Annotated in this window: 24 protein-coding genes and 2 pseudogenes; 12 read left to right on the top strand and 14 right to left on the bottom strand. The window is 73.4% G+C overall.

All coding sequences use genetic code 11. The features are described from left to right. Nucleotides 1-174 precede the first annotated feature (174 nt). The gene (locus C7M71_RS29175; RefSeq protein WP_111490770.1) at nucleotides 175-930 is read left to right on the top strand and encodes an SDR family oxidoreductase; all 756 of its coding nucleotides are present in this window, start codon (nucleotides 175-177) and stop codon (nucleotides 928-930) included. Nucleotides 931-1,029: 99 nt separating this feature from the next. After that, nucleotides 1,030-2,670, top strand: a complete 1,641-nt coding sequence (locus C7M71_RS29170; RefSeq protein WP_111490771.1) for an APC family permease — start codon at nucleotides 1,030-1,032, stop codon at nucleotides 2,668-2,670. A gap of 154 nt (nucleotides 2,671-2,824) precedes the next feature. On the opposite strand, the gene C7M71_RS29165 is transcribed toward C7M71_RS29170, so the two are convergent. Beyond that, nucleotides 2,825-4,072 (bottom strand): MFS transporter, encoded by a 1,248-nt coding sequence (locus C7M71_RS29165; protein ID WP_111490772.1) that lies wholly within the window; start codon nucleotides 4,070-4,072, stop codon nucleotides 2,825-2,827. 111 nt (nucleotides 4,073-4,183) lie between these two features. Here C7M71_RS29165 and C7M71_RS29160 point away from each other — a divergent pair, with 111 nt between their 5' ends. Continuing rightward, nucleotides 4,184-5,353 (top strand): LacI family DNA-binding transcriptional regulator, encoded by a 1,170-nt coding sequence (locus C7M71_RS29160; RefSeq protein WP_162824455.1) that lies wholly within the window; start codon nucleotides 4,184-4,186, stop codon nucleotides 5,351-5,353. 79 nt (nucleotides 5,354-5,432) lie between these two features. Here C7M71_RS29160 and C7M71_RS29155 read toward each other — a convergent pair whose 3' ends face one another. From C7M71_RS29155 to C7M71_RS29145, 3 genes are all read right to left on the bottom strand, one after another. Then, a complete protein-coding gene (locus tag C7M71_RS29155; protein WP_111490773.1) occupies nucleotides 5,433-8,246 on the bottom strand; it encodes a SpoIIE family protein phosphatase/ATP-binding protein in 2,814 nt (937 codons plus the stop codon). Nucleotides 8,247-8,308: 62 nt separating this feature from the next. After that, on the bottom strand, nucleotides 8,309-8,596 hold the full coding sequence (locus C7M71_RS29150) for a DUF6295 family protein (RefSeq protein ID WP_111490774.1): 288 nt from the start codon (nucleotides 8,594-8,596) through the stop codon (nucleotides 8,309-8,311). A gap of 40 nt (nucleotides 8,597-8,636) precedes the next feature. Then, nucleotides 8,637-9,380 (bottom strand): dienelactone hydrolase family protein, encoded by a 744-nt coding sequence (locus tag C7M71_RS29145; RefSeq protein WP_111490775.1) that lies wholly within the window; start codon nucleotides 9,378-9,380, stop codon nucleotides 8,637-8,639. 172 nt (nucleotides 9,381-9,552) lie between these two features. Between C7M71_RS29145 and C7M71_RS29140 the strand changes: the two genes are divergently transcribed. The 4 genes and pseudogenes from C7M71_RS29140 to C7M71_RS32355 all read left to right on the top strand — a co-directional run. Further along, nucleotides 9,553-9,930 carry an RNA-binding S4 domain-containing protein gene (locus C7M71_RS29140; RefSeq protein WP_111490776.1) on the top strand — a complete coding sequence of 126 codons (378 nt, stop codon included), beginning with the start codon at nucleotides 9,553-9,555 and terminating at the stop codon, nucleotides 9,928-9,930. 144 nt (nucleotides 9,931-10,074) lie between these two features. After that, entirely contained in the window at nucleotides 10,075-10,527 is a 453-nt protein-coding gene (locus tag C7M71_RS29135) for an iron chaperone (RefSeq protein WP_111490777.1), read from the top strand. Nucleotides 10,528-10,697: 170 nt separating this feature from the next. Further along, nucleotides 10,698-11,069, top strand: coding sequence for a MerR family transcriptional regulator (locus C7M71_RS29130; protein WP_111490785.1), 372 nt, complete (start codon nucleotides 10,698-10,700; stop codon nucleotides 11,067-11,069). A 55-nt stretch (nucleotides 11,070-11,124) separates the two neighbouring features. Next, nucleotides 11,125-11,271, top strand: a pseudogene (locus C7M71_RS32355) (carboxymuconolactone decarboxylase family protein); the annotation flags it as partial. A gap of 190 nt (nucleotides 11,272-11,461) precedes the next feature. On the opposite strand, the gene C7M71_RS29120 reads toward C7M71_RS32355, so the two are convergent. Then, nucleotides 11,462-12,937 (bottom strand): MFS transporter, encoded by a 1,476-nt coding sequence (locus C7M71_RS29120; RefSeq protein WP_111490778.1) that lies wholly within the window; start codon nucleotides 12,935-12,937, stop codon nucleotides 11,462-11,464. A 177-nt stretch (nucleotides 12,938-13,114) separates the two neighbouring features. Here C7M71_RS29120 and C7M71_RS29115 point away from each other — a divergent pair, with 177 nt between their 5' ends. Beyond that, nucleotides 13,115-14,131, top strand: a complete 1,017-nt coding sequence (locus tag C7M71_RS29115; protein ID WP_229758992.1) for an Lrp/AsnC family transcriptional regulator — start codon at nucleotides 13,115-13,117, stop codon at nucleotides 14,129-14,131. A gap of 144 nt (nucleotides 14,132-14,275) precedes the next feature. Here C7M71_RS29115 and C7M71_RS29110 read toward each other — a convergent pair whose 3' ends face one another. Then, nucleotides 14,276-16,282 (bottom strand): glycoside hydrolase family 44 protein, encoded by a 2,007-nt coding sequence (locus C7M71_RS29110; RefSeq protein WP_111490779.1) that lies wholly within the window; start codon nucleotides 16,280-16,282, stop codon nucleotides 14,276-14,278. A 433-nt stretch (nucleotides 16,283-16,715) separates the two neighbouring features. On the opposite strand from C7M71_RS29110, the gene C7M71_RS29105 reads away from it, so the two are divergent. The 3 genes and pseudogenes from C7M71_RS29105 to C7M71_RS32350 all read left to right on the top strand — a co-directional run. Then, nucleotides 16,716-17,213 (top strand): SRPBCC family protein, encoded by a 498-nt coding sequence (locus C7M71_RS29105; protein ID WP_162824453.1) that lies wholly within the window; start codon nucleotides 16,716-16,718, stop codon nucleotides 17,211-17,213. Beyond that, nucleotides 17,210-17,719: a DinB family protein gene (locus C7M71_RS29100; RefSeq protein WP_162824451.1), complete on the top strand. Its 510-nt coding sequence runs from the start codon at nucleotides 17,210-17,212 to the stop codon at nucleotides 17,717-17,719. The genes C7M71_RS29105 and C7M71_RS29100 overlap by 4 nt, the downstream gene beginning before the upstream one ends. Nucleotides 17,720-17,793: 74 nt before the next feature. After that, a pseudogene (locus C7M71_RS32350) lies at nucleotides 17,794-17,904 on the top strand (ATP-binding protein); the annotation flags it as partial. Between the two features lie 126 nt (nucleotides 17,905-18,030). Here C7M71_RS32350 and tpg read toward each other — a convergent pair. The 8 genes from tpg to C7M71_RS29060 form a co-directional block, all read right to left on the bottom strand. After that, nucleotides 18,031-18,573: a telomere-protecting terminal protein Tpg gene (gene tpg / locus C7M71_RS29095; protein WP_322975209.1), complete on the bottom strand. Its 543-nt coding sequence runs from the start codon at nucleotides 18,571-18,573 to the stop codon at nucleotides 18,031-18,033. Between the two features lie 3 nt (nucleotides 18,574-18,576). Beyond that, nucleotides 18,577-20,889 carry a telomere-associated protein Tap gene (tap, locus tag C7M71_RS29090; RefSeq protein ID WP_407675957.1) on the bottom strand — a complete coding sequence of 771 codons (2,313 nt, stop codon included), beginning with the start codon at nucleotides 20,887-20,889 and terminating at the stop codon, nucleotides 18,577-18,579. A 98-nt stretch (nucleotides 20,890-20,987) separates the two neighbouring features. Beyond that, nucleotides 20,988-21,548 (bottom strand): GNAT family N-acetyltransferase, encoded by a 561-nt coding sequence (locus tag C7M71_RS29085; protein ID WP_111491105.1) that lies wholly within the window; start codon nucleotides 21,546-21,548, stop codon nucleotides 20,988-20,990. Between the two features lie 240 nt (nucleotides 21,549-21,788). After that, nucleotides 21,789-22,568: an SDR family NAD(P)-dependent oxidoreductase gene (locus C7M71_RS29080; RefSeq protein ID WP_111491102.1), complete on the bottom strand. Its 780-nt coding sequence runs from the start codon at nucleotides 22,566-22,568 to the stop codon at nucleotides 21,789-21,791. Between the two features lie 125 nt (nucleotides 22,569-22,693). Then, nucleotides 22,694-23,101 carry a VOC family protein gene (locus tag C7M71_RS29075; RefSeq protein WP_111491101.1) on the bottom strand — a complete coding sequence of 136 codons (408 nt, stop codon included), beginning with the start codon at nucleotides 23,099-23,101 and terminating at the stop codon, nucleotides 22,694-22,696. 10 nt (nucleotides 23,102-23,111) lie between these two features. Continuing rightward, nucleotides 23,112-23,531 carry a helix-turn-helix transcriptional regulator gene (locus tag C7M71_RS29070; protein WP_111491104.1) on the bottom strand — a complete coding sequence of 140 codons (420 nt, stop codon included), beginning with the start codon at nucleotides 23,529-23,531 and terminating at the stop codon, nucleotides 23,112-23,114. A 79-nt stretch (nucleotides 23,532-23,610) separates the two neighbouring features. Next, nucleotides 23,611-24,333, bottom strand: coding sequence for an SRPBCC family protein (locus tag C7M71_RS29065; RefSeq protein ID WP_111491100.1), 723 nt, complete (start codon nucleotides 24,331-24,333; stop codon nucleotides 23,611-23,613). A gap of 2 nt (nucleotides 24,334-24,335) precedes the next feature. After that, nucleotides 24,336-24,998, bottom strand: coding sequence for an ArsR/SmtB family transcription factor (locus C7M71_RS29060; RefSeq protein WP_111491099.1), 663 nt, complete (start codon nucleotides 24,996-24,998; stop codon nucleotides 24,336-24,338). 173 nt (nucleotides 24,999-25,171) lie between these two features. Here C7M71_RS29060 and C7M71_RS29055 point away from each other — a divergent pair, with 173 nt between their 5' ends. Beyond that, on the top strand, nucleotides 25,172-25,453 hold the full coding sequence (locus C7M71_RS29055) for a hypothetical protein (RefSeq protein WP_111491098.1): 282 nt from the start codon (nucleotides 25,172-25,174) through the stop codon (nucleotides 25,451-25,453). Nucleotides 25,454-25,495 lie beyond the last annotated feature (42 nt).

The following is a 25,495-nucleotide window of genomic DNA, read 5'->3' as shown; positions in this document are numbered from 1 at the left end:
CAGGCACGATCTGAACAGACTTTCGCATCCGCCGCAACGCAGGGCCGGACCGGCTTTTCTGTTCCGCCGTTGGGCAGAACGGGTGAATTTCCGGGCGGCGGGGCATACCGGCCTTCCGAAATACCCGGGAAGGCGATGCTGGAAGTCGGTCCTGCGGCGTGGTTGTATCCCGCCATGACCCAGAACACCACCGCACGGCGGACCATTGCGCTGGTCACCGGAGCGAACAGGGGAATCGGACGCGAGATCGCCGCGCAACTCGCCGGCCTGGGCATGACGGTGCTGCTGGCCGCCCGGGACCCGGCACATGGCGAGGAGGCCGCAGCCGCGCTGCGGTCCGGCGGCGCCGATGTGCAGGCGCTGCCACTCGACGTCACCGACCAGGCGACGGTCACGGCGGCCGCCAAGCAGATCGACGGAGAGTACGGGCGGCTCGATGTGCTGGTCAACAACGCCGGGATCGCCGGCGATCCCGGCGGGCAGCTCCCCCGCGAAGCCGACCTGGACACCGTCCGGGCGGTCTTCGAGACCAATGTGGTCGGCGTGATCGGGGTGACGACCGCGATGCTGCCGCTGCTGCTGCGCTCGGCAGCCGGACGGATCGTCAATGTCACCAGCGGCATGGGCTCGCTGACGCTGATGGCCGACCAGGCGGGTCCCTTCGCGGGCCGGCCGGCCTCGGTGGCCTACGTCCCCTCCAAGACCGCGCTCAATGCGCTGACCGTGCAGTACGCCAAGGAGCTGCGCCCGCACGGCGTCCTGGTCAACGCGGCGGACCCGGGCCCCTGCGCGACCGACTTCGACGCGGCCACTCCCGGCTTCACCCGCACCGCCGCCCAGGGCGCCGCCATCGCCGTACGGCTGGCCACCCTCGACGCCGGCGGCCCGACCGGCGGCTGCTTCGGCGAGCGCGGCCCGATCCCCTGGTAGCGCACGGGTGCGCACGGGCGCGGCGGGCCTGCCCCGCAGGCCGCCGACCGCCGCCGGGCGGACAACCGTCCCGGCAACGGCCAGCACGGGAGGCGTGCCATGGGCACAGCCCTGACCGAGGGGACCGGCCCCGGCCGGCTCCGCCGGGACGTCGGCTTCTGGGGCCTCCTCTTTGTCTCGCTGGGGTCGATCATCGGCTCGGGATGGCTGCTGGGCGCGCTGACCGCCGCCACCATCGCCGGGCCGGCCTCGCTGCTCTCCTGGGTACTGGCCGCCGCGATGCTGGCCGTGCTGGCGCTGGTGCACGCCGAACTGGGCGCCGCCTACCCGGTCGCCGGGGGGACGGCAAGGTTCCCGTTCTTCGCCTTCGGTCCGCTGGCGGGCTTCACGGCCGGCTGGATGGGCTGGGTGCAGGCGGTCACCATCGCCCCGATCGAGGTCGAGGCCACGCTGTCGTACACGGACCACATCGGCTGGGTGCGGCAGCACGTCGGCCTGCTGCACCCGGACGGGACGCTCACCGGCACCGGGCTGCTGGTGGCCAGCTGCTTCATGCTGCTCTTCACCGCCGTCAACATCCTCGGGGTGAAGCTGCTGTCGGACAGCAACGCGGTGACGGTGATCTGGAAGACCCTCGTCCCGCTGCTGACCGTGGTCGTCCTGATGGCGCTGACCTTCCACGGGTCGAACTTCACCGCCGGCGGCGGCTTCGCCCCCTATGGCGCGCACGGGGTCTTCGCGGCCCTGCCGGCCGGTGTGGTCTTCGCGTTGCAGGGCTTCGAGCAGGCCATCCAGCTGGCCGGGGAGGCCCGCGACCCGCAGCGGGACGTCTCCCGCGCGGTGATCGCCGCCATGGTCGTGGGCACCCTGGTGTACCTGCTGCTGGAGGTCGCCTTCATCGCGACGCTCGACCCGGCCGGTCTGGTGCACGGCTGGGCCCATCCGGTCGGCAAGGGCGACTTCGGCCCGTACGCCACGCTGGCGACTGCGGCGGGCGCCGGCTGGCTGGCGGTCATCCTCTACATCGACGCGGTGGTCTCCCCGGCCGGTACCGGCCTGGTCTATGTCGCCGCGTCCTCGCGGCTCTCCTATGCGATGGGCCACGAGCGGGCGCTGCCCGGGCGGCTGGCGTGGATCGACCGGCGCGGGGTCCCGCTGGTGTCGATCCTGCTGGCCTTCGTGGTCGGCGAGATCGCCTTCCTGCCGTTCCCGAGCTGGCAGTCCCTGGTGGGCCTGGTCACCTCGGCGACGTCGATCATGTACGGCTTCGCTCCGGTCGCGCTGCACGCCCTGCGGCTGCGGGACGCCGACCGCCCGCGCCCCTACCGGCTGCCCGCGTGGCGGCTGCTCTGCCCGGTGGCCTTTGTCTCGGCCAACCTCATCATCTACTGGTCCGGCTACCAGGCGGACTGGAAGCTCGGCGCCTCCCTGCTGGTCGGCCTCGCCATCTTCGCGGCCACCCGCGCCGCCACGCCCCGGGCCGAGCGCCGCGCACTCCATCTGCGGTCCGCCGGCTGGGTGTGGCCGTGGCTCGGCGGGCTCATCCTGATCGGCCGACTGGGCCGCTACGGCGGCGTGGGCGCCCTGCCCGACCGGTGGGACCTGCTGGCCGTGATCGGCTACAGCCTGCTCATCTACTACACCGCCGTCCGGATGGCGATGGGCAGTGCGGACGTCGACGCCGCCGTCGCCGCCGAGGAGCAGGGCGAATTCGACACACCGGGACCGCCCCCGGCCTGACGCACCCGCCGGAGGTGGCGGTCGACCGACCGCCGCTCAGACCTCAGCCGCAGACTCCACCGCCACGGCAACCCGGACCCGGGCACTGGCAGCACCGATCACGCCCAGAACGCCAGGCCGCACAACGCCGCAGGAGAAATCGACCCGCCGCCCCTCATGCCTCAGCCGAAGACTCCACCGCCACAGCAGCCTGGGACCGGGCAGCGGCCGGACGCAACACCCGGGCACTGGCAGCACCGACCACGCACAGGACGACGGGCAGCACAAACGCCGCGTTGAGCGGCATCCAGTGGGTGAGGGCGCCGATCACGGCGGGCCCGGCCAGCAGGCCCAGGTAGCCGAGGCCGCCCACCTTGGCGATGGCGGCGCCGGAGGCGTTCGGGTCGAGGTTGCCTGCGGCGGTGAAGAACTGCGGGACGCAGCCGGAGAGGCCGATGCCGAAGAGGGTCCAGCCGGCCAGCGCGCCCGCGATCCAGGGCGAGGCCGCCGCAGTGGCCAGGCCGACGGCGGCCACGGCGGCGCCGTAGCGCACCACGCGTACCGGGCCGAGCAGCGCGCTGACCCGGTCGGCCGCGAACCGGCCCCCGGTCATGGCCACCGAGAAGGCCCCATAGGCGAGTGCGGCGGTGCCCACCGATGCGTCCAGGACATCCCGCAGATGCAGGGTGGACCAGTCGTAGGCGACCCCCTCGCAGAGCATCAGCGCAAAGGTGAGGGCGCCCAGCAGCCACAGCGCGCGGCCGAGCGGCCTGCGGCCGGTGCCCGCCCCCGTGTCCGCCGCATCGGCGGGGGCGCCGGCGGCGTCCTGCTGCGGGGGCAGCTCGGCCAGCAGGCCCCGGCCGGCCAGGCACGCCGCCAGGACGCCGACCACGGCCACCACGGTCAGGGTTGCGCCGGGGGCGACCTGGTGGGCCAGCAGGGGTGCGCCGACGGCTGCGGCGGCGACGCTGCCGACCGAGAAGACCGCATGGAAGGCGGACATCACCGGACGCCCGTACCCGCGCTCGACCTCGACCGCGTGCGCGTTCATGGCCACGTCCAGGCCGCCGTTGCCCAGCCCGAGGGCGACCAGTGCGGCAGCCAGCGCCCAGGGGCCGGTGGCCAGGCCGGGCGCGATGACGGCGGCGCTGATCAGGATGCCGGCTCCGGTGACCACGGTGCGGTGGCCCAGACGGTCCGAGAGCGGCCCGGCGACCTGCATGGAGGCGAGCGCGGCGCCGCCGAGCACCAGCAGCAGGGCGCCCAGGGTGCTGTGGGAGACCCCGGTCCGCTCCTCGATCACCGGGATGTGCACGATCCACATGCCGAGGACGAAGCCATTGAGGCCGAAGAAGGCGAAGGTGGCCAGCCGGGCCCGGCGCAGCGCGGCCGTCGGTGGTGCGGGGCGGTCGGTCCGGGACATCGGCGGTCTGTCTCTCCAGGGCGGTCGTGATTTACCGATAAACCTCTATCGGTGAACCACCGTCGCACAGCAGACCCCTCCACACAAGTGCGGCCGTGCCACAGTAGGGGCGTGACAACGCTCAAGGACGTGGCGCGGGCCGCCGGCGTGTCCCATATGACCGTCTCCAATGTCTTCAACGGCACCGGTCGGGTCTCCGCCGCCGTACGGACCCGGGTGCTGGAGACCGCCGAGGCCCTCGGCTATGCCGGGCCCGACCCCACGGCCGCCTCGCTGCGCCGACGCCGCACCGGGACGCTCGGGGTGGTGCTGCCGATGCCGCTGGCCGCCGCGTTCGCCGATCCGGCCGCGACCGCGTTCCTGCGGGGCGCGGCCGAGGAGTTCCAGCGGCGCGAACTGGGCATGACCCTGCTTGCGCTTCCCCCCGCCGTCGGCCCGCTGCCGCGCACCGCCGCCGCGCCGCCGCACCCCGTCTCCCCGGCGCCGCTGGCCGCCCTGGAACGCGCGGTCATCGACGCCGCTCTGCTCTACAGCGTGGAGGTGGACCACCCGGGGCTCGCCGTGCTGGCCAAGCGCGGCCTGCCGGTGGCCGCCGCCGACTCACCCGGCCATGGCACCGGCCTGCGGATCTTCGGCGCCGCCTGGAGCGGGTTCGTCACCGTGGACGACCGCGACGGCGGGCACGCCGCCGCCCGCCACCTGATCGACCTCGGCCACCGCCGGGCGGTGGTGCTGGTCGACCGGCTGGCCGTACAGCCCCGGCATGGCACGGCCACCTGGGCCGAGGCGCTGGCCACCAGCAGCGCGATCCTCCATGAACGGCTCTCCGGCTACCTGACCGCCTGGACCGACGCCGGGCTGCCCCCCGGGCACCTCACCGTCGTGGAGTGCGGCGACAACACCGTCGCCGCCGGGCGCGAGGCCACCCGGCCCCTGCTGGCGGCCGGTTCGCCGCCGACCGCCGTCCTGGCCATCGGCGACCTGCTGGCCCTGGGCGCCTGCCAGGCAGCCGAGGAGGCCGGTCTGACGATCCCGGGGGACCTCTCGGTGGTCGGCTACGACGACATCCCGGCGGCGGCAGCGGCGGACCCGCCGCTGACCACCGTCCGCCAGCCCTCGGTCGACAAGGGCCGGCATGCGGCCCGCGCCCTGCTGGTCCACCCCGATGTGCTGCCGCCCGGGCCCGTCGGCCGCGCCCCCGCGCCGCCGGTGCGCCTGTCGCTGCCGGTGCAGCTGATCGTCCGCCACAGCACCGCCCGGCCGCGCTCCCAGCCCGACTGAGCCCCTGCCGACCGGCCGCTCCAGCTTTCTGACGGTAGGTCAGCCAAGGCCCTGGCGGCAGCGCCGGGCGGACGCGGGCTCACAGGGCAGGTACGTCCCACTGCTCCAGGATGTCGGAGTCCGAGTCGCCGCCGACGTCTGCCGCCGGTCCGTGGTGCAGCGGCTGCTCGGTCCAGATGACCTTGCCCTCGGGCGTGTACCTGGTCCCCCAGCGTTCGGCGAACTGGGCGACCAGGAAGAGGCCACGGCCGCCCTCGTCGGTGCTGGCCGCCCGGCGCAGGTGCGGGGAGGTGCTGCTGCCGTCGGAGACCTCGCAGATCAGGCTGTGGTCGCAGAGCATCCGGACCCTGATGGGCTGGGCGCCGTAGCGGATGGCGTTGGTGATCAGCTCGCTGAGCACCAGCTCGGTGGCGAACCCCGTCTCCTCCAGCCCCCACTCCGCCAGGCGGCGGCTGCACTCGGCGCGGACCCGGGAGACGGCGGCGGGGTCGGACGGGACGCCCCACTCGGCGACCTGGGTCGGGTCCAGCCGCCGGGTGCGGGCGACCAGCAGCGCGATGTCGTCGCTGGGGTGCGGGGGCAGCATGGCGTCGGAGACCGCCTGGCAGGTCTCCTCCGGTGTGCGGTTCACCTGGTCGTCCGAGGCCAGTACGCGGCGCAGCCTCTCCAGGCCCACGTCGACGTCCTGGAGGCGGTCCTCGACCAGCCCGTCGGTGTAGAGGACCAGCTGGGTCCCGGCCGGCAGCTCCCACTCGGCCGTCTCGAACGGCAGGCTGCCCAGGCCCAGCGGCGGGGAGGCGGGGATCTCCGGGAACTCCACGGCGCCGCACGGCCGGACCAGGGCCGGGCCCGGGTGTCCGGCCCGCGCCGCGACACAGCGGCCGGAGGCCGGGTCGTAGATCGCGTACAGGCAGGTGGCGCCGGTGACGCCGGTCGCGGACTCGCCGCCGAACACCGCGTCCTGGTCCATCCGGGCGACCAGTTCGTCCAGGTGCCCGAGCAGTTCGTCGGGCGACAGGTCCAGGGCCGAGAAGTTGTGCACGGCGGTGCGCAGCCGCCCCATGGTGGCGGCGGCGTGCAGTCCATGGCCGACGACGTCCCCGACCACCAGCGCGACCCGGGCGCCGGGCAGCGGGACCACGTCGAACCAGTCGCCGCCCACCCCGGCCTGCGCGGGCAGATAGCGGTAGGCGACTTCGAGGGCCCCCTGGTCGGGCAGGGCGCGGGGCAGCAGGCTGCGCTGGAGGGTGACGGCGGTGGCCCGTTCGCGGGTGTACCGGCGGGCGTTGTCGATGCAGACGGCGGCGCGGGCGGCGAGTTCCTCGGTGAAGGACAGGTCCTCCTCCTCGAACGGCTCGGAGGCGTCCGCGCGGTAGAAGGCGACCACGCCGAGCACGGCGTCCCGGGCCCGCAGCGGCACGGTGATCAGGGAGTGGATGCCGTGGTCCAGCGCCGTCCGGGCCGCACCGGGGTCGTGCGCATGCCAGTCGTGTGCCGAGGCGAGGTGGGAGTCGAGCACCGCACGGCCGCGCGCGGCGCCTGCCGTACGGGCGGGCAGCAGGCGGCTGCGGACCACCTCGCCCACCTGTAGGAACGGCGGACCGGGGCGGATGCCGCTGGCGGCTGCCCGGCGCAGGGGGTCGGCCGACTCCGGCGACTCCTCGCCGCGCAGGACCGTGTCCAGCAGGTCGACGGTGACGAAGTCGGCGAAGCGCGGCACCACCACGTTCGCCAGCTCCTCGGCGGTGCGCACCACATCCAGCGAGGTGCCGATCCGCACACCGGCGTCATAGAGCAGCCGCAGGCGTTCCCGCGCCACCTCGCTGCGGCCGGAGAGCGCGCGCAGCTCGGTGGTGTCCCGGAGCGTCGCGACGATGCCGGACCCCCCTCCGTACAGCGCGGTGTCGCGGGTGTTGACGGCCAGCAGCCGGTCGCCGGCCAGGTGCACCTCATCGGTGACCGCGCGGCCGGAGAGCAGCAGCCCGGCGGTCTCCGGGTCCAGTCCCAGCTCGGCGACGGGGCGGCCCTCCGCGTCCGAGGGGAGGTCGAGCAGGCGTCGCGCCTCGTCGTTGGCGAGCACCAGCCGGCCGTCGCTCCCGGTGATCAGGACCCCCTCCCGTACGGCGTGCAGCACCGCGTCATGGTGTTCGTACATCCGGGTCATCTCACCGGCGCCCAGGCCGTGGGTCTGGCGCCGCAGCCGCCTGCTGACCAGCAGCGAACTACAGGTGGCCAGTGCGAGCGCGCCCCCGGCGGCACCCAGCACGACGGGCAGCTGGCGGGTCAGCTCGCCGTTGAGGTTCTGGACGGTGACGCCGACGGCGACCGTGCCCACGGTCGCTCCGGCCGAGTCGACCACGGGGACCAGCGAGGTCACCGAGGGCCCCGCAGCCGTCCTGATGACGCGGGTGGACGGGCGGACCGGCGGCGCTCCGGCGCCGAAGACGTGCTTCCCGATCAGGGCGGGGTCGGGGTCGGTGTAGCGGATCCCGTTCGGCCCGTAGACGACGACCAGGTCGACATCGGACTCCAGGAGGAGCTTCCGGGCCTCCGGTTGCAGGGTCGCGGTGGGGTTCGCGCTGGTCAGCGCCTGCGCGGTGCCGGGGGCCTCGGCCAGGGTCTCGGCGACGGCGAGCGACCGGTCGCGGGCGTCCTGCGTGATGTCGTACCGGGATTGCAGCAGCAGCGCCACGGTCGAGACCAGGACCAGCAGCGCCACCACCACCACTTGCAGCACAAAGACCTGGCCGGCGACGCTGCGGACCCCCAGCTTCGGCAGGAGCCCCGGCAGCGGGGGGCGCGGGCGTGTGCGCCGACTGCTCCGGTGTCGCGGACGCGATCCGGCGAGCAGGCGGGCGAGCCACGCCCGATATCGACCGAAAAATTCGATCATACGCCATTTCTAACACCGGTCGAGGTCCCCCCGCGATCCGCCGGAGACGGGGCCCCGAGCCGCTAGGCGGTCTGCTGGGCGGTCCGCTGCGAGGCCAGCCCGGGCGGGGCCGACGCGAGGGCGGTGCGCACCGCCTCGATGAGGGCGAGCGCGGCCTCCTCGGTCAGCTCGACCGCCACCCGAGCCGACGGCCCCTGGGCGGGGTTGAGGAAGTCGATGTTGACGGTGTGCTCATAGGGGGCGTGCTGGGGGTGGTCGACATAGACCGTGGCGTGGGTGAGCGGGAAGTACCCGTGGGCTCCCTTGCCGCTGCCGGCGATCTCGACCTTTGCCGTGAGGTAGGTGCACATGCGCTGACTCCGATCTGGAGGGGGCGGGTGGGGCTCGGGATCAGGAGGCGAGGTGGCGGCCGAAGAAGTCGAGGATGCGCCCCCAGCCGTCGGCTGCGGCCTGCGGGCGGTAGCTGGGCCGGTCCACCGAGAAGAAGGAGTGGCCGGCGCCCTCGTAGGTGTGGAACTCGTACTCCTTGCCGTGGGACTTCAGCTCCGCCTCCAGTTCGGCGGTCTCGGCGGGCGAGGGGTACTGGTCCTCGGCGCCGAAGAGGCCCAGCAGCGGGCAGTGGAGGTTCTTGGAGAGGTGGGCGATCGGCTCCACCTGGATCGGGAAGTTCTCCGGCGGACGGCCGCCGACGAACGCTCCGTAGCAGTCGACGGCCGCCTGGAGGTCCAGGCTGCACGCGGAGAGGAATGCCTGCCGGCCGCCGGAGCAGTAGCCGATCACGCCGACCCGGCCGTTGGCGGACGGCAGGCCGCGCAGATAAGCGGCGGCGCCGGCGACGTCCCCGATCAGCCGCTCGTCCGGCACCCCGCCCTGGGCGCGTGCCGCCGCCGCCGCGTCGTCCGGCGCCGCCCCCGGAGCCTCGCGGCTGTACAGGTTGGGGCAGACCGCGGCGTAGCCCTCGGCCGCGAACCGGCGGGTGATCTCCTTGGTCGGCGCGTCATACCCCGGCATGTGGTGGATGACCACGACGCCGCCGATGGGCCCGGGGGTCATCGGGCGGGCGGTGTATGCCTCGATCCGGTCTCCACCGTGGCCGGTGATGGTGGCTGTCTCCGCCAGCAGCGCGTCATACATGGCGTATCCCTCCGTTCGGACGGTGCTCGGTGGGCTCTCTCGATGATCAAGCCCGTCAGCACCCTATAGCCGGTGTCCGGGAGGCGCTTGCGAAGCCCGGAGTGCCTGGGCAAGCGCCCGCGCGGGGCCTCGGCACGGCAAACGTCGGCGGGCGAGGCACTAGGGTCGTGGCATGGCTCCAGACGAGGCGCCCGTACGGATCGACAGCTGGATCTGGTCGGTACGGCTCACCAAGACCCGTTCACTCGCCGCCGCCGCCTGCCGGGCCGGCCACGTGCAGGTCAACGGCGACCGCGTCAAGCCCGCCCACACCGTGCGCTGCGGCGACGTGGTACGGCTCCGCCAGGACGGGCGGGAGCGGATCGTCGTGGTCTCCCGCCTGGTGCGCAAGCGGATCGGGGCGGCCGTCGCCGCAGAGTGCTTTGTCGACAACAGCCCTCCCCCGCCGCCCCGCGAGGAGACCGCCGAGGTCGCCCACCGCGACCGTGGCGCCGGGCGCCCCACCAAGCGGGAGCGGCGCGACCTGGAGCGGCTGCGCGGCGGCCGCTGATCCGCGACGCCGGGGAACGGAATGTGCGCGCAGCAGCATGGGCTCATCCGGCGGGGCCTGGCAGCCGGGCCCGGTGTCAGTGCACCGGGATAAGGTCCCCTCGCAAGGCCCCGCACATCACGTTTCTCAAGGGGGAAGCCGGCCATGAGCAACACCGGAAGCAGCGCATACGAGGGTTTCACGGCCGAGGAGCAGGCCGCGATGAAGGACCACGCCCGAGAGCTGAAGGCAGCGGCGCGCCGCAGCTCGCGCGCGGACAAGGCGGCGGAGGCAGCGCGGGACGTGCTCGCCAAGATCGCCGAGATGCAGGACTCGGACCGGATCATGGCCGAGCGCGTCCATGCCGTCATCACCGCCAACGCCCCGGTCCTCGCGCCCAAGCTCTGGTATGGGATGCCCGCCTATGCGCTGGACGGCAAGGTCGTCTGCTTCTTCCAGAGCGCGGGGAAGTTCAAGACCCGCTACGCGACGCTCGGGTTCAGCGACCAGGCGAAGTTGGACGAGGGCACGATGTGGGCGGCCGGTTTCGCCCTGACCGAGGTGACGGCCGAGGTGGAGGCGCGGATCGCTGCGCTCGTCAAGCAGGCGGTGAGCTGACGCGCGCGAAGGAGTGGACCGGTCGCTTCGGTGACTGGCTGCGCTCCGGCCCGATCGCGGGCATCGATCGCGTACCGCAGGCGCTGCAGCACATGATCGAGGGCAGGCACTTCGAGCCTGGTGCCCGTTCGGCGGACGCGGGCGGGTGGGCAGCGGGGAACGGGGGCAGGATGCGGATCGGCGACGCGGCAGCGGCGGCGGGCACTACGCCCAGGGCACTGCGGTTCTACGAGCAGCGCGGGTTACTGCCCCCGCCCGTCCGCACGGCCTCCGGTCAGCGCGAATACGGGCCCGGCGAGATCACACGAGTGCGCATCATCCGCGACCTGCTGGCCCTCGGGCTCACCATCGAGGACCTGCGCAGCTGCGCCGACCGTCTCCATCTGCTCGCCCAGGAGCCTCCGCCGCGATGCGGCTCCGTGGAACCCGGCGCCCCCACCTCGGGGATCGTCGGCCGCAGGCTCGCCGCCCTCGACGCCGAGATCGCCCGGCTGGCCGGCCTGCGTGAGAGGCTCGCCCGGCGTGCGTCCGAAGGCGACTGACGGTGACGTGCATGGGTGGTCGGCCAGGAGGGCGGCCGAGCAGGCTGCGCCAGTGCTTGCCGACGCCCACCAGAGCGTGTTCGACGAGACCTGGGCCCAGGTGCGCGAGCACCACGACGACGACCGGACCGCCGCGCTGGTCTCGCTGGTCTCGCTGATCGCCCTGGTCAACGCGGCCTACCGGCTGGCCGTGATCGTGCACGGGCTCATCCGACCCGGGCCGGGGCCGCGTATGTCCGGCCGCCTGGGCGCGGGGCCGGCGGGCACCCATTGCCGGCCACGGTGGGAGTCCGGGACCTGGCCGGTGGTCCCGGCCCGGCGGATGCGTCTGGGCGGCGCAGCTTACGGGTGCCACTGGGAACCCGTCCGGATGGCGGGAGGCAGTGGTCCGTTCAGCGGTGCGAGGTCTCGGGGCCGGGCCCTTGGCGGCGCCGCCCGGTCATCACGACGGCGGCGAGCGCGGTGGCCGCCAGAACGGCCCCGGCCGTGCCGAGCGCGGCCTGTACGGCGCCGCGCGGGGTGCCGCCGTGGGCGAGGTAGACGCCGCCGATCACCGCGACGCCGAGTGTGCCGCCGAGTTGCTGGACGGCGTTGAGGAGCCCGGCCGCCGAGCCGGTCTCCTGCGGGCCGACGCCGCTGAGCGCGGTGGTGAAGAAGGGCGGCGTGAACAGGCCGGTGCCCAGCCCCGCGACGGCGAGCGCGAACGGGAGCGCCGCCGGGTACGCGCCGGGCGCGGCGGACCGGTAGGCGAGGATCGCGGCGGCGAGCCCGACCGCGAGGGCGGCGATCCCGGCGTGCATCACGCGGGTCCCGTACCTCGGCACCAGGTACGCGCCTGCGGCCCACGACCCGGCGGCCAGTCCGGCGGACCAGGGCAGCAGGGTCAGGCCCGCGCTGAGCGGGCCGCGGTGCAGGCCCAGTTCCAGGTGCAGCACCACGGTGATCATGACGCCGTTCATGACGGCGAAGAACAGTGTGGAGACGGCCAGCGCGGCGGGGAACGCGCGGCCCCGCAGCAGCGCCGGTTCGACCAGCGGGGCCCGGCCATGGCGCGCGGTACGGCGCTGGTGGGCGACGAACAGCGCCAGGAGGGCCGCACCCGCGCACGCCACCACCCGACCGGCCGGTCCAGGCGTGCCGGTGGCCAGCGGGCAGACCACCAGCGCGGTGCCTGCCATCGCCAGGGCCGTGCCCACCGGGTCCAGGCCCGGCCGTACCGGTGCGCGGTCCTCGCGCAGCCGCCGCGCGACGACCAGGACGGCGGCGGCGAGCGGGAGATTGACCAGGAAGCAGACGCGCCACGACGAACCGAACAGGTCGGCATGGGTCAGCACCCCGCCGAGCGCCGGACCCAGCACCGCCGACAGGCCCATGACCGGGCCGATCGTCCCCAGCGCCTTGGGCAGCTCATCGCCGTCGAACATCGCCCGGATCAGGCCGAACGTCTGCGGGATGATCAGCGCCGCCGCGGCACCCTGCACCGCGCGCAGCCCGATCAGCACCCCGGCGGTCGGCGCGAGCGCGCACGCCAGCGAGGTGACGGCGAATGCGACGACGCCGATACGGAAGACGCGGCGGCGGCCCGCGATGTCGCCGAGCCTGGCGCCGGTCAGCAGCCCTAGCGCGAACGCGAGGGTGTAGGCGGCGCTGAACCACGGGATGGCGGTGTCCGCGCCGCCCAGGTCGGTGTGGATGACCGGGCCCGCGACCTGGACGATCGTGGCGTCCAGCAGGTTCATCGCCTCGGCGATCAGCACCGCCGCCAACGCGGGCCACCGCCACCGGTACGCGGACGCCGGCGCGGCCCCGCCCTGGTCCGGATGCGGGTCGGTATCGATCGGCGTGCCGTGGCCGGTGCTCTGGGACATGCGTCTCCCCCTGGGTGTGCCGTGCTCGTGGTGTGTGCGGTGCTCGGAATGCGGCCCGCCGGGCGGGCGGCCCGCGACCGGTGGCGGTGCCGCTCACCACCGTCCCGGCCATCGGGCATCCGGTGCCATCACCGAGACGGGATTCGGCGATTACTTCCATCCAGGTCGGTTACTTTGGTGGATGTGCTCGTACTGGACGACCTGGACCGCGGCCTGATCCATGCCCTGCAAGTCGACGGGCGGGCGCCGTTCACGCTCGTCGCCGACATCCTCGGCTGCTCCACCCAGACCGTGGTGCGCCGCTATCGCCGCCTCTACGCGGAGGCGGGCCTTCGCGTGGTCGCGCTGCCGACGCCGCGCAGCTCCGGGACCCACCAGTGGTTCGTACGGCTGACCGCCGCGACGCGCGCCGCGCATGACATCGCGGTCGCACTCGCACGCCGCCCCGACACCTCATGGGTGCGGCTGACCTCCGGCGGCACGGAGATCGTCGCGATCATCCACACCGCGCCCACCGGCCCCGACGCGCATGCGCTGCTGCTGCGCGACATCCAGCGCACCGCCGGGATCACGGCGGTGTCGGCGCATTACCTCCTGCACACCTACCTCGGCGGGCCCACCGCCTGGCGCGGACGCGTCGAGACCCTCGACGCCGCCCAGCGGGCCCGGCTGCGTGCCCAGAGCGCCACCGGCCCGGAGCCGGGCCCGAACAGCGGGGCGACGAAATCCCAGCCGGACGGTCCGCCGTACCTGCTCACCGGCGCCGACCGCCTGCTGCTGGACGCACTGCGCGACAACGCCCGGCTCAGCTATGCGGAGCTTGCCGCCGCGACCGGTTCGACCGCCTCCACGGTGGCCCGCAGGCTCGCCGGACTGCGGGCGTGCGGCGCGATCTTCCTCGACGTGGACATCGAACCGTCGGCGCTGGGCGTGACCGTGTCGGCGCTGCTGTGGATGCAGGTCGCGCCCGCACACCTGGACGCGGTCGCCACCGAACTGGCCGGGCACCGGGAGCTGGCCCTGGTCGCGGCCACGACCGGCCCGACGAACCTGGTCGCGCACGCGCTCTGCCGGGACGCGGAGGAACTGCACCGCTACCTGATCCACGAGGTGGCCTTGGACGCAATCGCCCGGATCGAGACCGCGCCGGTGCTGCGCACCTACAAGGCCGCCGCGACCCTGCGCCTCCGGTGACGCGCCGAACGGTGACGGGCCGAACGGCGCCGGGCCGAACGGCGCCGGGCCGAACGGCGCCGGGCCGAACGGCGCCGGGCCGAACGGCGCCGGGCCGGCCCTCGCGCTACGGCGAGGACCGGCCCGGCGGCGGTGGTGTCGGCGTCAGCCGACGGCGCAGGGGGTTCCGTTGAGGGTGAAGGCGGTCGGTGGGCTGTCATTGGACGTCCAGGTGCCCTGGAAGCCGAAGGAGGTACTGCCGCCCACGCCGATCCTGGCGTTGTAGTCCATGTCGCTCGCGGTCACGGACTTGCCGTTCTGGGTGACCTTGGCGTTCCAGGCGTTGGTCACCTGCTGGTCCCCCGGGTAGTTCCACTTCACCGTCCAGTGGTCCAGCGCGGTGTCACCGGTGTTGCGGATGTCCACGGCCGCGGTGAACCCGCCCAGCCACACGCTCTGCCGGGTGTACGTGACCGTGCAGCTGCGGCCCGCCGGCGGCAGGACCAGCTCGGTGATCGAGTAGCCCGGGAGGCTCAGGGTGGCGGCGCCGTCGGTGAGCGTCTGGTCCGCCAGGTGCTTGACGGCCTTGGTGTCGGCCTGCCCGTACTGGTAGACCTGCGCCCTGCTGCTGCCGACCAGACCGGCGACGGAGAGCGGAGCGGTGACCGCACCGGGGCTCTTGTTGATCACCATCACGGTCAGGTTCCGGTCGCTGCTGCGCTCGGCGGCGTAGACGGCGACCTGGTCCTGGTCGGTGCTGGCGGCCCGGACGGAGGTGTCGCCGAAGGCGGAGCCGGCGCCGTCGTAGTTGAGGTACATCCGGAAGGCGTAGGCGCCCGGGTCGTCGTTGGCCGGCGGCCCCCACAGGGTGGCCAGGTCCAGCCCCTCGCGGCCGAAGATGCCGAGGATGTCGGCCTGCGCGATACCGCCGTCGACCTTGTCCAGCGCGCCCCAGTTGTACTCGGTGATCGCGGTCTTGGTGCCCGGGTAGTTCGCCTCGGTCAGCGCCTTCATCCGGGGGATCGCCTTGACCGTCTGGCCGATCCAGCTCTCGTCGGTGTACGTCGGGTCCCAGAGCCCCCGGGTCGAGCGCAGCCGCAGGGCCTGGGTGGCCTCGTCGTCGTTCTCGCCGAAGATGCCGTTGCCCTGCGGGTACCAGTGGTTGTCGTAGTAGTCGAGGATGCGGGTGCCGTGGGCCTTCTCGTACGCGGCCATCTGCTGGAGGTACCAGGCGCCGAAGTCGACGCCGCCGTGCGCCGCCCGGTCCGGCGGGTTGGCCCAGCAGCTGCCGCCCTGGGTGTTGCAGGTCTGCTGGTCGGCGCCGGAGAGGGTGACCGAGTTCCAGCCCCAGCCGGCCGGGCCGAGGGTCTTGGCGGCCGGGTCGGTGGCCTTGATCGCGGAGGCCACCGCATAGGTGGTCGCCTTCATCTCGTCGTAGGTCGCGCCCTTGGGGTGGACGTCGCGGTGGGTCTCGTGCCAGATGTCCGGCTCGTTGTCGAGGTTGTAGAACTTCACGCCGCCGTGCGCCGCGTCCCCGTATCTGTCACCGAGGTACTTGACCCAGCCGGCGACGAAGTCGGCGCCCGCCGGGATGCTGGTGTCGGTCGGGTCGTTGCCGGTGATGAAGCTGCCGTCGGGCGCGATGCCGTTGCCGCAGTCCTCGTCCCACGGGTCGATGGACTGCTGCGGGCCGTACTTGGCGATGCTGAAGCCGCAGAGCTTCTCACGGGCCGGCTTGGGGACCCAGCCGATCAGCGGCACGGTCATGATCGTGCTGGTGCCCGCGGCGCGGTCCTTCTCGACGAACTGGTCGGCGGTGGAGCCGTCCGGCAGGGCGCCGGGGTCCGCGACGTTCTCGGGGATGTTCTCGAAGTACCAGTCGCTGGCGCGGTTGCTGGTGTCGGTGAGGTAGTTGTACCGGGTGGTGGCGTTGCCTCCCCAGCGGTCCACCGGGAGCTTGAGCTCCTTCTCCAGGGCGGCGTCGGCGAAGTTCATACCGTAGATGTCGCGGCTGATGGGGTGCCGGGCGGCGGCCGGATCGACGCTGAGCGTCGGACCTCCGCCGGCCGCGGCGGCCCGGCCTGCGGCGGCGGCCGGTGGGCCGACGGCCAGGCCGCCGCTGACCAGGGCCGAGGCCAGGAGGGCGACCAGGAGGGCGGGTCTGCGCTGCATGGGCATGCTCTCCTTCGAGCGGGTACGGCGCGGAAGTCGAGGGCTCGGGAGCGCCATCAGCGCGGGACCCGCCGTTCGGACGCTCCGCGCCTCCACGACCGCGAGCATCGAGGCAAGCATCTGGGAGCGCTCCCACGAGGATGGGAGCCCCCCTCTTTCCTGTCAAGTCCCCGTCAAAACTCTGGCCGCGCACACCACCAGCGCCACCCCCTTCCCATACGCGGCCGAAAGCCGCTGTCGACCGGCGGCGGAGGTGGGCCGCACGCCGGCGCGAGTCCTGCGGGAGGATCGCCGCGCCACCCGACGGCATGTGGTGCCGGCGGCAAGGCTCGTACATGCTCGGCCCGGCTGCTCGGCCAGGCGTTGTCGTACCCCTGTTGTAGCGTCCAGGCGGAAGTCAGGTTCATGCTCTGCGGTTGACGGAGGGGCGGGTATGACGAGTACGACAGGCGAGCCGTTGGTGATGGTGTCCCGGCGCATCGGGGCACCGGCGGGGGACATCTTCCGGATCCTGGCCGACCCCGGACGGCACCCGGACCTCGACGGCTCGGGGATGCTGCGCGCCGGCGTCTCCGATGCCGTGGTCTCGGGCGTCGGGGACGTCTTTGTGATGCGGATGTACTACGAGCGCTACGGCGACTACGAGATGGACAACCACATCGTCGAGTACGAGCCGGACCGCCGCATCGGCTGGGAGCCGAGGCCCGGTCGTGGGCATCCGGACGCCACCGTGCCCGGGGCCGCGTGGGGCCACCGGTGGATCTTCGACCTGCTCCCGGACGGGGCCGGGGCGACGGTGGTGACCGAGATCTTCGACGGTTCGCGCATGCCGGAGAACAGGCGCACGGAAGTGGACAGCGGGCGTGCCTGGTGGCAGACGCAGATGGACAGGACCCTGGAACGCCTCGCCGAACTGTGTGCCGCCCGGTGAACGCCGAACTCGACGCCCTCAAGGGCGCCCTTGACCGCCAGCGCGAGCACATCGTCGGCATCCTCGAAGGACTCTCGGAGGAGGATCTGCGGCGGCCGGTGCTGCCCAGCGGCTGGAGCTGCCTGGCCTTGCTGCGCCACCTCACCCTGGATGTCGAACGCTTCTGGTTCCCCGGGGTGATCGCGGGCGAGCCGGATGTGGCCGGACAGCTCACGGCGGGCGCGGAGGCGCACTGGTACGTACCCGAGGGGATAAGCGCCGAGGAGGTCTTCGCCGACTACCGGGCGGCCATCGCGCGCGCGGACGCCGTGCTCGCCGCCGCCGCGCCCGAACAGGAGCCCGCTGCCTGGCCCGTGGAGATCTGGCCGACCTGGCGGCTGCCTGACGTGCGGCACATCCTGATCCACGTGCTCACCGAAGTCGCCTGCCACAGCGGTCACTTGGACGCGGTGCGCGAACTGATCGACGGCACCACCTGGCTCGGTGGCAACCCCTACGCCGGCTAGTGCTGTGACCGGATTGCGTTCGCCGGGTTCTTCAGGCCGCAGCGGCAAGGGGGCGTCCGCCCCAGCGGACTCCTGCCGACCAGGGCACCCTCCGCGGGCGCATCGAGGGGGACACTCTTCCCGACCCCTCCCCATTCCGTCTCACCTACCTTGAGCCCTACGCCGAGGCGGCCCGCACATGGCTCCGCCCGCCACGCGACAACAGGCACAGGCGGCGACAGAGAACGACCTTCCGGTGTCCAGCGGCGCTCACTGGCCAAATGAAGCGCTCGGTCACAAGACCGCGAGTGCTGCCGCCGGCCGGGGACTGGTCAGATGCCGAAGTCGATGAAGTCGATGCCGGTGAATTCGACCAGCAGCCCGGGGGCGCGGCGGCCGCCGTCCTTGAAGTACGCCTCCTGGAGGCCCTCGGCGATGATGCCGGCCTGCCGGGCCTCGGGGGCGCCGGCGTCCCGGGCGGCGAACAGGGCGGCGGCGGTGTCGGCCGGGATGTGCTGGGTGATCAGGCGCAGCCGGGGGTCGTCGGTGGAGCCGGGGGCGGCGGTGAAGCCGAACTGGGCGCGGGCGTGGATCACCATGCCGGCGGCCTCGGCCTGCCTGCGCAGCCGTCGGCGGACGCGGGGCTGCCAGCTGCGGCGCACCTCCGCCTCGATCCGGGCTCCGGCGTCCGGTCGGGGGTGCCGGTCGCCCTTGAGCCAGTGCTGGACGGCGCGTTGGGAGACGCCGAGGCGGACGGCCAGGGCGCGGGTGGAGCCCTTCTCCTGGCGGAGCAGGAAGCGGAGGCGGGCGGCGTCGGAGCGCGGGATCGGCTTGGTGTACAGGGCGCGTTCCATGCCCTGGTCGATCTCCCCCACGGGTCACTCTCCTTCGTCCAGGACGGCGTCGCCGCCCTTGATGTGGCGGGCGGGGTTGTAACCCTGCTCCAGCAGGTCGAGTGCCCAGGCCATGGTCTGGGTGCCCTCGTGCTTGACCATTCCGGGGCTGACGCCGAGGCGGAAGGTGCCGGGGGCGGGGCTGCCGTCGGGGGTGTGCGGGAGGAGGTGGTGGAGGGTGGGGCCGGAGCTGGGGTAGACGGCGCAGTCGGAGAGTACCGCGAGCGGGTAGAGGTCGGCGGCGGCTGCGGTCCTGGCCATCTTGCGGTGCATGTTCACCCGGGCGGTGGCGATGACGGCGGCGCGGATGTCGGGGCGCCAGGTGGGGCGTTCCAGGGCCGGCCAGCGCTCCCCGGGCCGGTAGCCCGCGCCCTGGGGGCGTTCGCGCAGCTTGCCGATACCGCCCTTGACGGTCGCTTTGATCGCGGACAGGACGGCGGCCATCGCCGGGTCGGCCTGCTTGTGGCGGTCCATGGCGTCCAGGTAGGCGGCCTCCCCGAGGTCCTTGGTGACGCCGAGGTCGGCCATGGTGGCAAGGTAGGCGTCGCGCAGCCGGGCGTGCCAGGGGTCCAGGTAGGGGGCGGACTCCTGCCGGATCCATGCCTCGACGGGCTGCACCCGGGCGCCGAGTTCCACGGCGTAGGCGACGGTGGGGGTGGCGTACCAGCCCGGGCCGGTGGGGGGTTCGCCGGTGGGGGTGAACGGGGACGGGAGGCGGGGGTCGGTGGGGACGCCGGAGAGGTCGACCAGCCAGCAGCCGGGCGTCTTGCGGTCGAAGGCGGGCGCGGTGACCCGGCGGGGTGCGCCGAGGCCGACGGTCAGCCGGTTGGCGGCGGCGAGGAAGGCGGTGTTGACGTCCAGGCCGACCGCGAAGGGGCGGGACCGCTCCTCCTCGGTGAGCAGCGCCGGGTCGCGGTGCCACTCGTAGGCCTCCTCGTCGAGCACATCGCCGACCGCGCGGCCGACTGCGGCGGGGTGCTCGGCGGGGGCCTCCGGCGGCGCCGGGTCCACCGGGGCGGTCAGGGAGCCGGGTACCGGCCCGGACGTCCAGGCACCGGTGGCCTCGTCCCGGACCGCGCGGGTGGGTGGGCGCAGCGCGGTCATGAGTTCCAGGCCGGTGACGGCGGTGGAGCCGCGCGGGGTCAGGACACGGGCGGCGTAGGCGCCGAGGACCCGGGCCAGTTCGGCTGCGGGGAAGCTGCCTGCGTCGCCCCAGGCGCGGGGGTCGAGGGCGTCCCAGGGCAGCACGGCGAACTGTACGCAGTGGCGCCGTCCGTCGCTGGCCGGGCGGTAGATGCGGGCCCAGGGGCCGAATCCGCGCCGGGTCAGCTTCCACTCCGCCGTCGCCAACTGCTTGACCACCCGGTGGTTCTCGGGGAGGCGCAGGGTGCGGCGGTCCTGGAGTTCGGGGGGTAGGCCGAGCCGTTGGGCGGCGGCGGCGGTGAGGACGACGAGCGGGTCGCCGTCCTTGCCGGAGCGGTGCAGCCGGGCGGCGCCGATCCCCGCCGTGGTGAGGGCCCAGTCGGCGAGGGCGGGGACGGTGCCGGCCGGGCAGGGCAGGGTGCGGCCGTCGGCGAGGTGGGCGGTGCCGTCGCCGTCCAGTACGGCCAGCGGACCGTTGGGGAAGCGCTCCCCGGCCCGGGTCGGGGTGTCCCCTGCGGGGGTGGGGGCGGCGACCGCCCGGGTCCGGCCGGGGGCGGGGGGCGGAGTGGGCGCGGGGGCGACGGTGGGGGTGGGCGCTGGCGCTGGCGCGGGAGTGGGCGCAGGCACGGGGGTGGGTGCTGCCGCTGGTGCTGACGGGGGCTCAGGGTTGGACGCAGGGGTGGCCGCGGGCGCGGCGGGGGCGCAGAAGTCGCCCAGGTGCCGGGGACGGCCACCGGAACGGTACGGGCTCGGCCTGCCGCATCGCACGCACGGCTCCGGCGGCGCGGTCACCGGTACCCCGGAGGCGTCCAGGTCGGGGCCGTCGGCGGCAGGACCGGCAACGGGCGGGTCCACAGGGGCGGACGTCGCAGGGGCAGCTGCGGAAGGCCCGGAGGGCCGTACCGGGGCGGGGAAGCGGGCGGCCAGGCCCTCCAGCAGGCGGGCGTAGGCTCCCCGCTTGGGCTGCCGGGGCTCGGTACGGCCCGACTCCCAGGCCACCACGGTCTCCCGCCGCACCTGGAGGGCCTGGGCCACGTCCCCCTGGGTCAGCCGTGCGGCCTTGCGCAGCCGTTCCCGCTCCTCCGGCGGCGGCAGGTCTCCTCCGGCCTCCACGCGGGCCAGCAGCGCATCGACCGCGTCGAACCACTCGGACACGGGCACCACCTCCGGCCCCCGAAGATAACAGCGAAACGCACCCTGGGACGCGCTCGGCCTGTGGTGGTCGTCCACGGTGGGCGGGCGGGGATCTCGTCTCAGCCGTTCTGGCTGCTCTGGCGGTCGGAGGGCGTGACCGGGGACCGCAGGCCGAGCCACTGCTCGGCGTCCCAGGCATGGAACCGCTCCACCTCGGTGAACCCCAGCTTTGCCGCGAGGCGCATCGAGCCGACGTTGGCGGTCTGGGTGGTGAGCACCACCGGCTCGCCGGGAAGGACGCCGTCGAACCAGTCGAGTGCCGCCGTGCACGCCTCGGCGGCGTACCCGAGTCCCCACGCTCGCGGCAGGAAGAGGTAGCCGAGATCGGCCTTCCCCGCGGCAGCCGGGCGACGGTGCTCCGTTGCCCTCCTGAGCAGGATCTGGCCGATCATCGCCCCGTCGAGATCAACGACGAAACTCCCGGGCCACCGCCCGGGCGCCTCGGGCATCTCGCGCTCAAGCTCGTCACGCGCGCGGGGGCCGCCGAGGTAGGTGTGCACCTCTGGCGACGCCAGCAGCTCGATGAACGCCGCACGGTCCCGGGCCTCGGGCTCACGGAGCACGAGCCTCTCGGTCCTGATCGGGGCAGGTGGCCAGGCGACGGGTCCGAGCTCAGTCATGCCGGCCACCCAATCAGCAGGCTCGGCAGCGATCAAGACCCGCCGACCGATCAAGCCACCGGCCCGGGCCCCGCCCTCACCCACGGGGCCGGGCCCTACAGCCACGCCTGCCAGGGACGGGATGCCTCCCGGAGTGCCGTACATCTGCTGTCCGGACTCGTGGAGAGAACCAGGCGTGCCCACCCTCGGAAAACGCACGGTGGAGCTGCACGACTCCTGCGGCACTGGACAACGGCAGGCTCAGTGCACGGAGAGCCCGCCGTCGACAAAGACGGCCTGTCCGGTGACGTAGCCGGAGGCGCGGCTGGCCAGGAACACCGCCGCGCCCGCGAAGTCCTCGGCCAGCCCATTGCGCCCGATCAGCGTGCGTGCGGCCAGCGCCGCCACCTTCTCCGGGTCGGAGGAGAGCCGCACATTGAGCGGCGTCATCACAAAGCCCGGCACCAGCGTGTTGCAGGTGACGCCGTACGGCGACCATGCCTCGGCCTGTGAACGGGCCAGGGACTCCAGTGCCCCCTTGGACACCCCGTAGGCGCCGCTCTGGACGAACGCCCGATGCGCCTGCTGGGAGGTGATGTGGATGATCCGCCCGAAGCCCCGCTCGGCCATGCCGGGACCGAACCGCTGCCCCAGCAGGAAGGGCGCCTCCAGGTTCACCGCCATCGTGGTGTCCCACACCTCGTCGCCCAACTCGCCCATCGGCGGCCGCAGGTTGATCCCGGCGGAGTTCACCAGGATGTCGGGCTCCCCGAACGCCTCGGTCGCCGCCTCGGCCGCCGCGCGCACACCGTCGCGGGTGCCCAGGTCGGCGCTGACCCAGGCCGCCCGGCAGCCGGCGGCGGTCAGCTCGTCGACCGTGGCGGCCAACTCCGCCTCCCTGCGGGCCACGACCACCACGCTCGCCCCCGCCTGCGCGAGGGCCCCTGCGATGGCCCGGCCGATGCCGGAGCTGCCGCCGGTGACCACGGCGACCCGGCCATCGAGCGAGAAGAGTTCGGAGAGGTATGCCTGAGCACTCATACCCGTACCCTAGAGCCGGGCCGCGGAAGTGGATCACCGAGGCGTGGACGGCAGGGTGGAGCACCGGGCGGCGCGGGAAACCGACGGCCCGCACCGCCCGGCAGCAGCCCGGCACAGCGGCAGGGTCAGGAGGTACGGACCTCGGAGAAGCGCAGCTGGTTGCCGGAGGGGTCGCGGAAGGCGCAGTCGCGCACCCCGTAAGGCTGGTCGATCGGCTCCTGGAGCACCTCGGCGCCGGAGGCGCGCAACTTCTCGAAGGTGGCGTCGCAGTCGCCGGTGACGAAGATCACGCCGCTGAGCGAGCCCTTGGCCAGCAGCTCACGGAAGGTCTTCTCGTCGGCGGGTCGGCCCATGCCGACCGACTCCAGGACGATCTCCACCCCGGGCTGGGACGGCGGGCCGACGGACAGCCACCGGTAGCCGTCGAACTCCACATCGGTGCGCAGTTGGAGCCCGAGGATGTCGCGGTAGAAGGCCAGCGCCTCGTCCTGGTCGTGAACTTGGATGAACGTGTGGGAGAGCTTGAGGTCCATGTCCTGAACGCTACGTGGGCGGTGCGACCGGTGCTTCTCGAAATCTGCTCGGTCGGGTGACGACCTTGGCGTAGCAGGCGGGCACGGCGGCTCCGGCCCGGTGGTCGCGTGCCCGGTAGGCGCTGGGGGTCTCGCCGACGAGTTCGGTGAAGCGTGAGCTGAAGGAGCCGAGCGAGGTACAGCCGACCGCCATGCAGACCTCGGTGACACTGAGGTCTCCCCGGCGCAGCAGGGCCTTGGCCCGCTCGATCCGACGCGTCATCAGGTAGTTGTACGGGGTCTCTCCATAGGCGGTGCGGAACTGGCGGGAGAAGTGGGCGGGCGACATCAGTGCGGTACGCGCGAGTGCGGGCACATCCAGCGGGCGCGCGTACTCGCGGTCCATGAGGTCGCGTGCCCGGCGCAGGTGGGCGAGGTCCTCGGGGGTCACGGGGTCGAGCATGCCACGACGCGCCGGGCAGGGACGGAGCGGCCGGGTCGGCGTGCACACCGTCGCATCGGGGCCATGGTCACGGGTGCTGTGCGAAGACCCCGTCCAGCCAGGACTGCCAGGCGTGCTCGGCCTCGTCCCGGTCGGCCTTCTCGCCGAAGAGGTGGAGGGCGATGCCGACCGGGGCGCCGAAGGCGTTGCGGCCGAAGAAGCGGTACAGCGCGTCGTCGGTGCGCAGGCCGATGAAGTACGGGTCGAGGTAGTCCACCACCGCGTCCAGCGGCTCGATGCCGGGCAGCGCGAGTTGGACGGAGTCACCCTGGGACGCCTCGTCCAGCCCCAGCGCGTGCCGCAGCACGGTGAAGGCGTCGCTCGCGGAGGAGGCGGCGGGCCCCTGGGCGGCGGCGTAGGCGACCGGGCGGCGGCTGAAGTAGCGCAGGTACTGGGCGAGGGTGTGGAGGTAGAAGTCGGTGTGCCGGGAGGCTCCGTCGTACTGGTTGTCCCAGTCGTCAGTGAAGACGCCGCTGTGGACATAGCGGTAGGAGGTCAGGCCGCCGTCGCGGCCCTCGATGACGTACTCCAGCTGGTTGAACCAGCCGTCCTCGCCCTCCATACGGGCCGTGAAGCGGTGCGGCGGCTCCCAGACGGTGACGGTGCCGCCGCCGGGGGCGGCGCCGCCCTCGCGGGGCTCGTACTCCATCGGCCAGAGCCATCCCCCGGTGCCGGAGGTGAAGGCGTCCCAGACCTCCTCGGGGGTGGCCCGCAGCTCGGCCTCGCGAACGATCTCGAACTCTTCGGACATCTCTAGGTCTCCTTGGTCTGCCCGGAGGTCTGCTCCGGGTGGTGCTGCTCAGGGTGGTACTGCTCCGAGTGGTGCTGCTCCGAGTGGCGGGTGACGCTCGGGTGCAGGGCGAGGACGAGGCGGTGCGGCCGGCCGCCCTCCGCCCTCTCGTCGTGGTACTTGGCGATCAGGGCGGTGACCGCTCCATTGAGCTCCTCGGCGAAGGCGGCCCGGTCGGCGGCCGAGCCGAACCGGATCTCGCTGTCCGCCGCGAACGTCGCCAGCGGCTGCCGGGCGGCGGTCGCCCCGGCGATCAGGGTGCCGACCTCCTGCACCAGCCGGGCGGCGAGCGCGAGCAGCCACCGGGCGGACAGCTTGTCGGGCGCGCGGTCGGGGTCGGGGGCCACGGCGGGAAGCGCGGTCGGGGAGATCACATAGGAGGCGGCGGTCGCCCGGAGTATCCGCTCGGTGCAGTTCCCCTTGCGGCGCTCCTCGACCAGTTCCACCAGCCCGTGCCGCTCCAGGGCCCTGAGGTGGTAGTTGGCCTTCTGCCGGGACAGGCCGGACCGGGCGGCCAGGGTGCTGGCCGAGGCCGGTTCGGCGAGGGCCGCCAGCAGGCGGGCCCGCACCGGGTCCAGCGACGCCTCTGCGGCGGCCGGATCGTCGATCACGGTCACATCGAGCATGCGACCAAGGTCCCACCGACAACTTTTTTTGTCAAGGAGAACCGAGCTGTCGGCTGCCATCGGGACGACGGAGACGGCGGGGCCGTACGGGGGGACGCCCAGGTGCGCGGAGGCGCCTTCCGCGAGGAGACTGGAGAACACCCCCGACCCGCCGCACCCCAACCGGAGGCACCGTGGACACCTGGGCCACCTGGACCACTCAGGGCATCATCGCCGGAGCCGGCGGGGCGATGACCGCCGAGGTCGGCCCCATCACCGGCGACCTGACCGTGCACACCATGTGGGCCGACAACGAGGCCCGGGTCACCGTGCAGTACACCGGCGCCAGCGACTGGTACACCTTGCAGGGCAGCCCGGTCCCGGCCGCAGACGAGGCCACCGGACGCGCCATCCACCAGCAGGCGGTGCGCGCCGTGCAGGCCGGCGGCGGGGCGACCGTGGGGCAGTCCGGCTGACGGTCCGACTGACGGTCGGGGCGGCGGTCGGGTCGGCGGTCG

The sequence above is a fragment of the Peterkaempfera bronchialis genome (assembly GCF_003258605.2).
Lineage (GTDB): Bacteria > Actinomycetota > Actinomycetes > Streptomycetales > Streptomycetaceae > Peterkaempfera > Peterkaempfera bronchialis.
The sequence above is the reverse complement of the archived record's forward strand: the minus strand, read 5'-3'. Positions and strand labels throughout refer to the sequence as shown.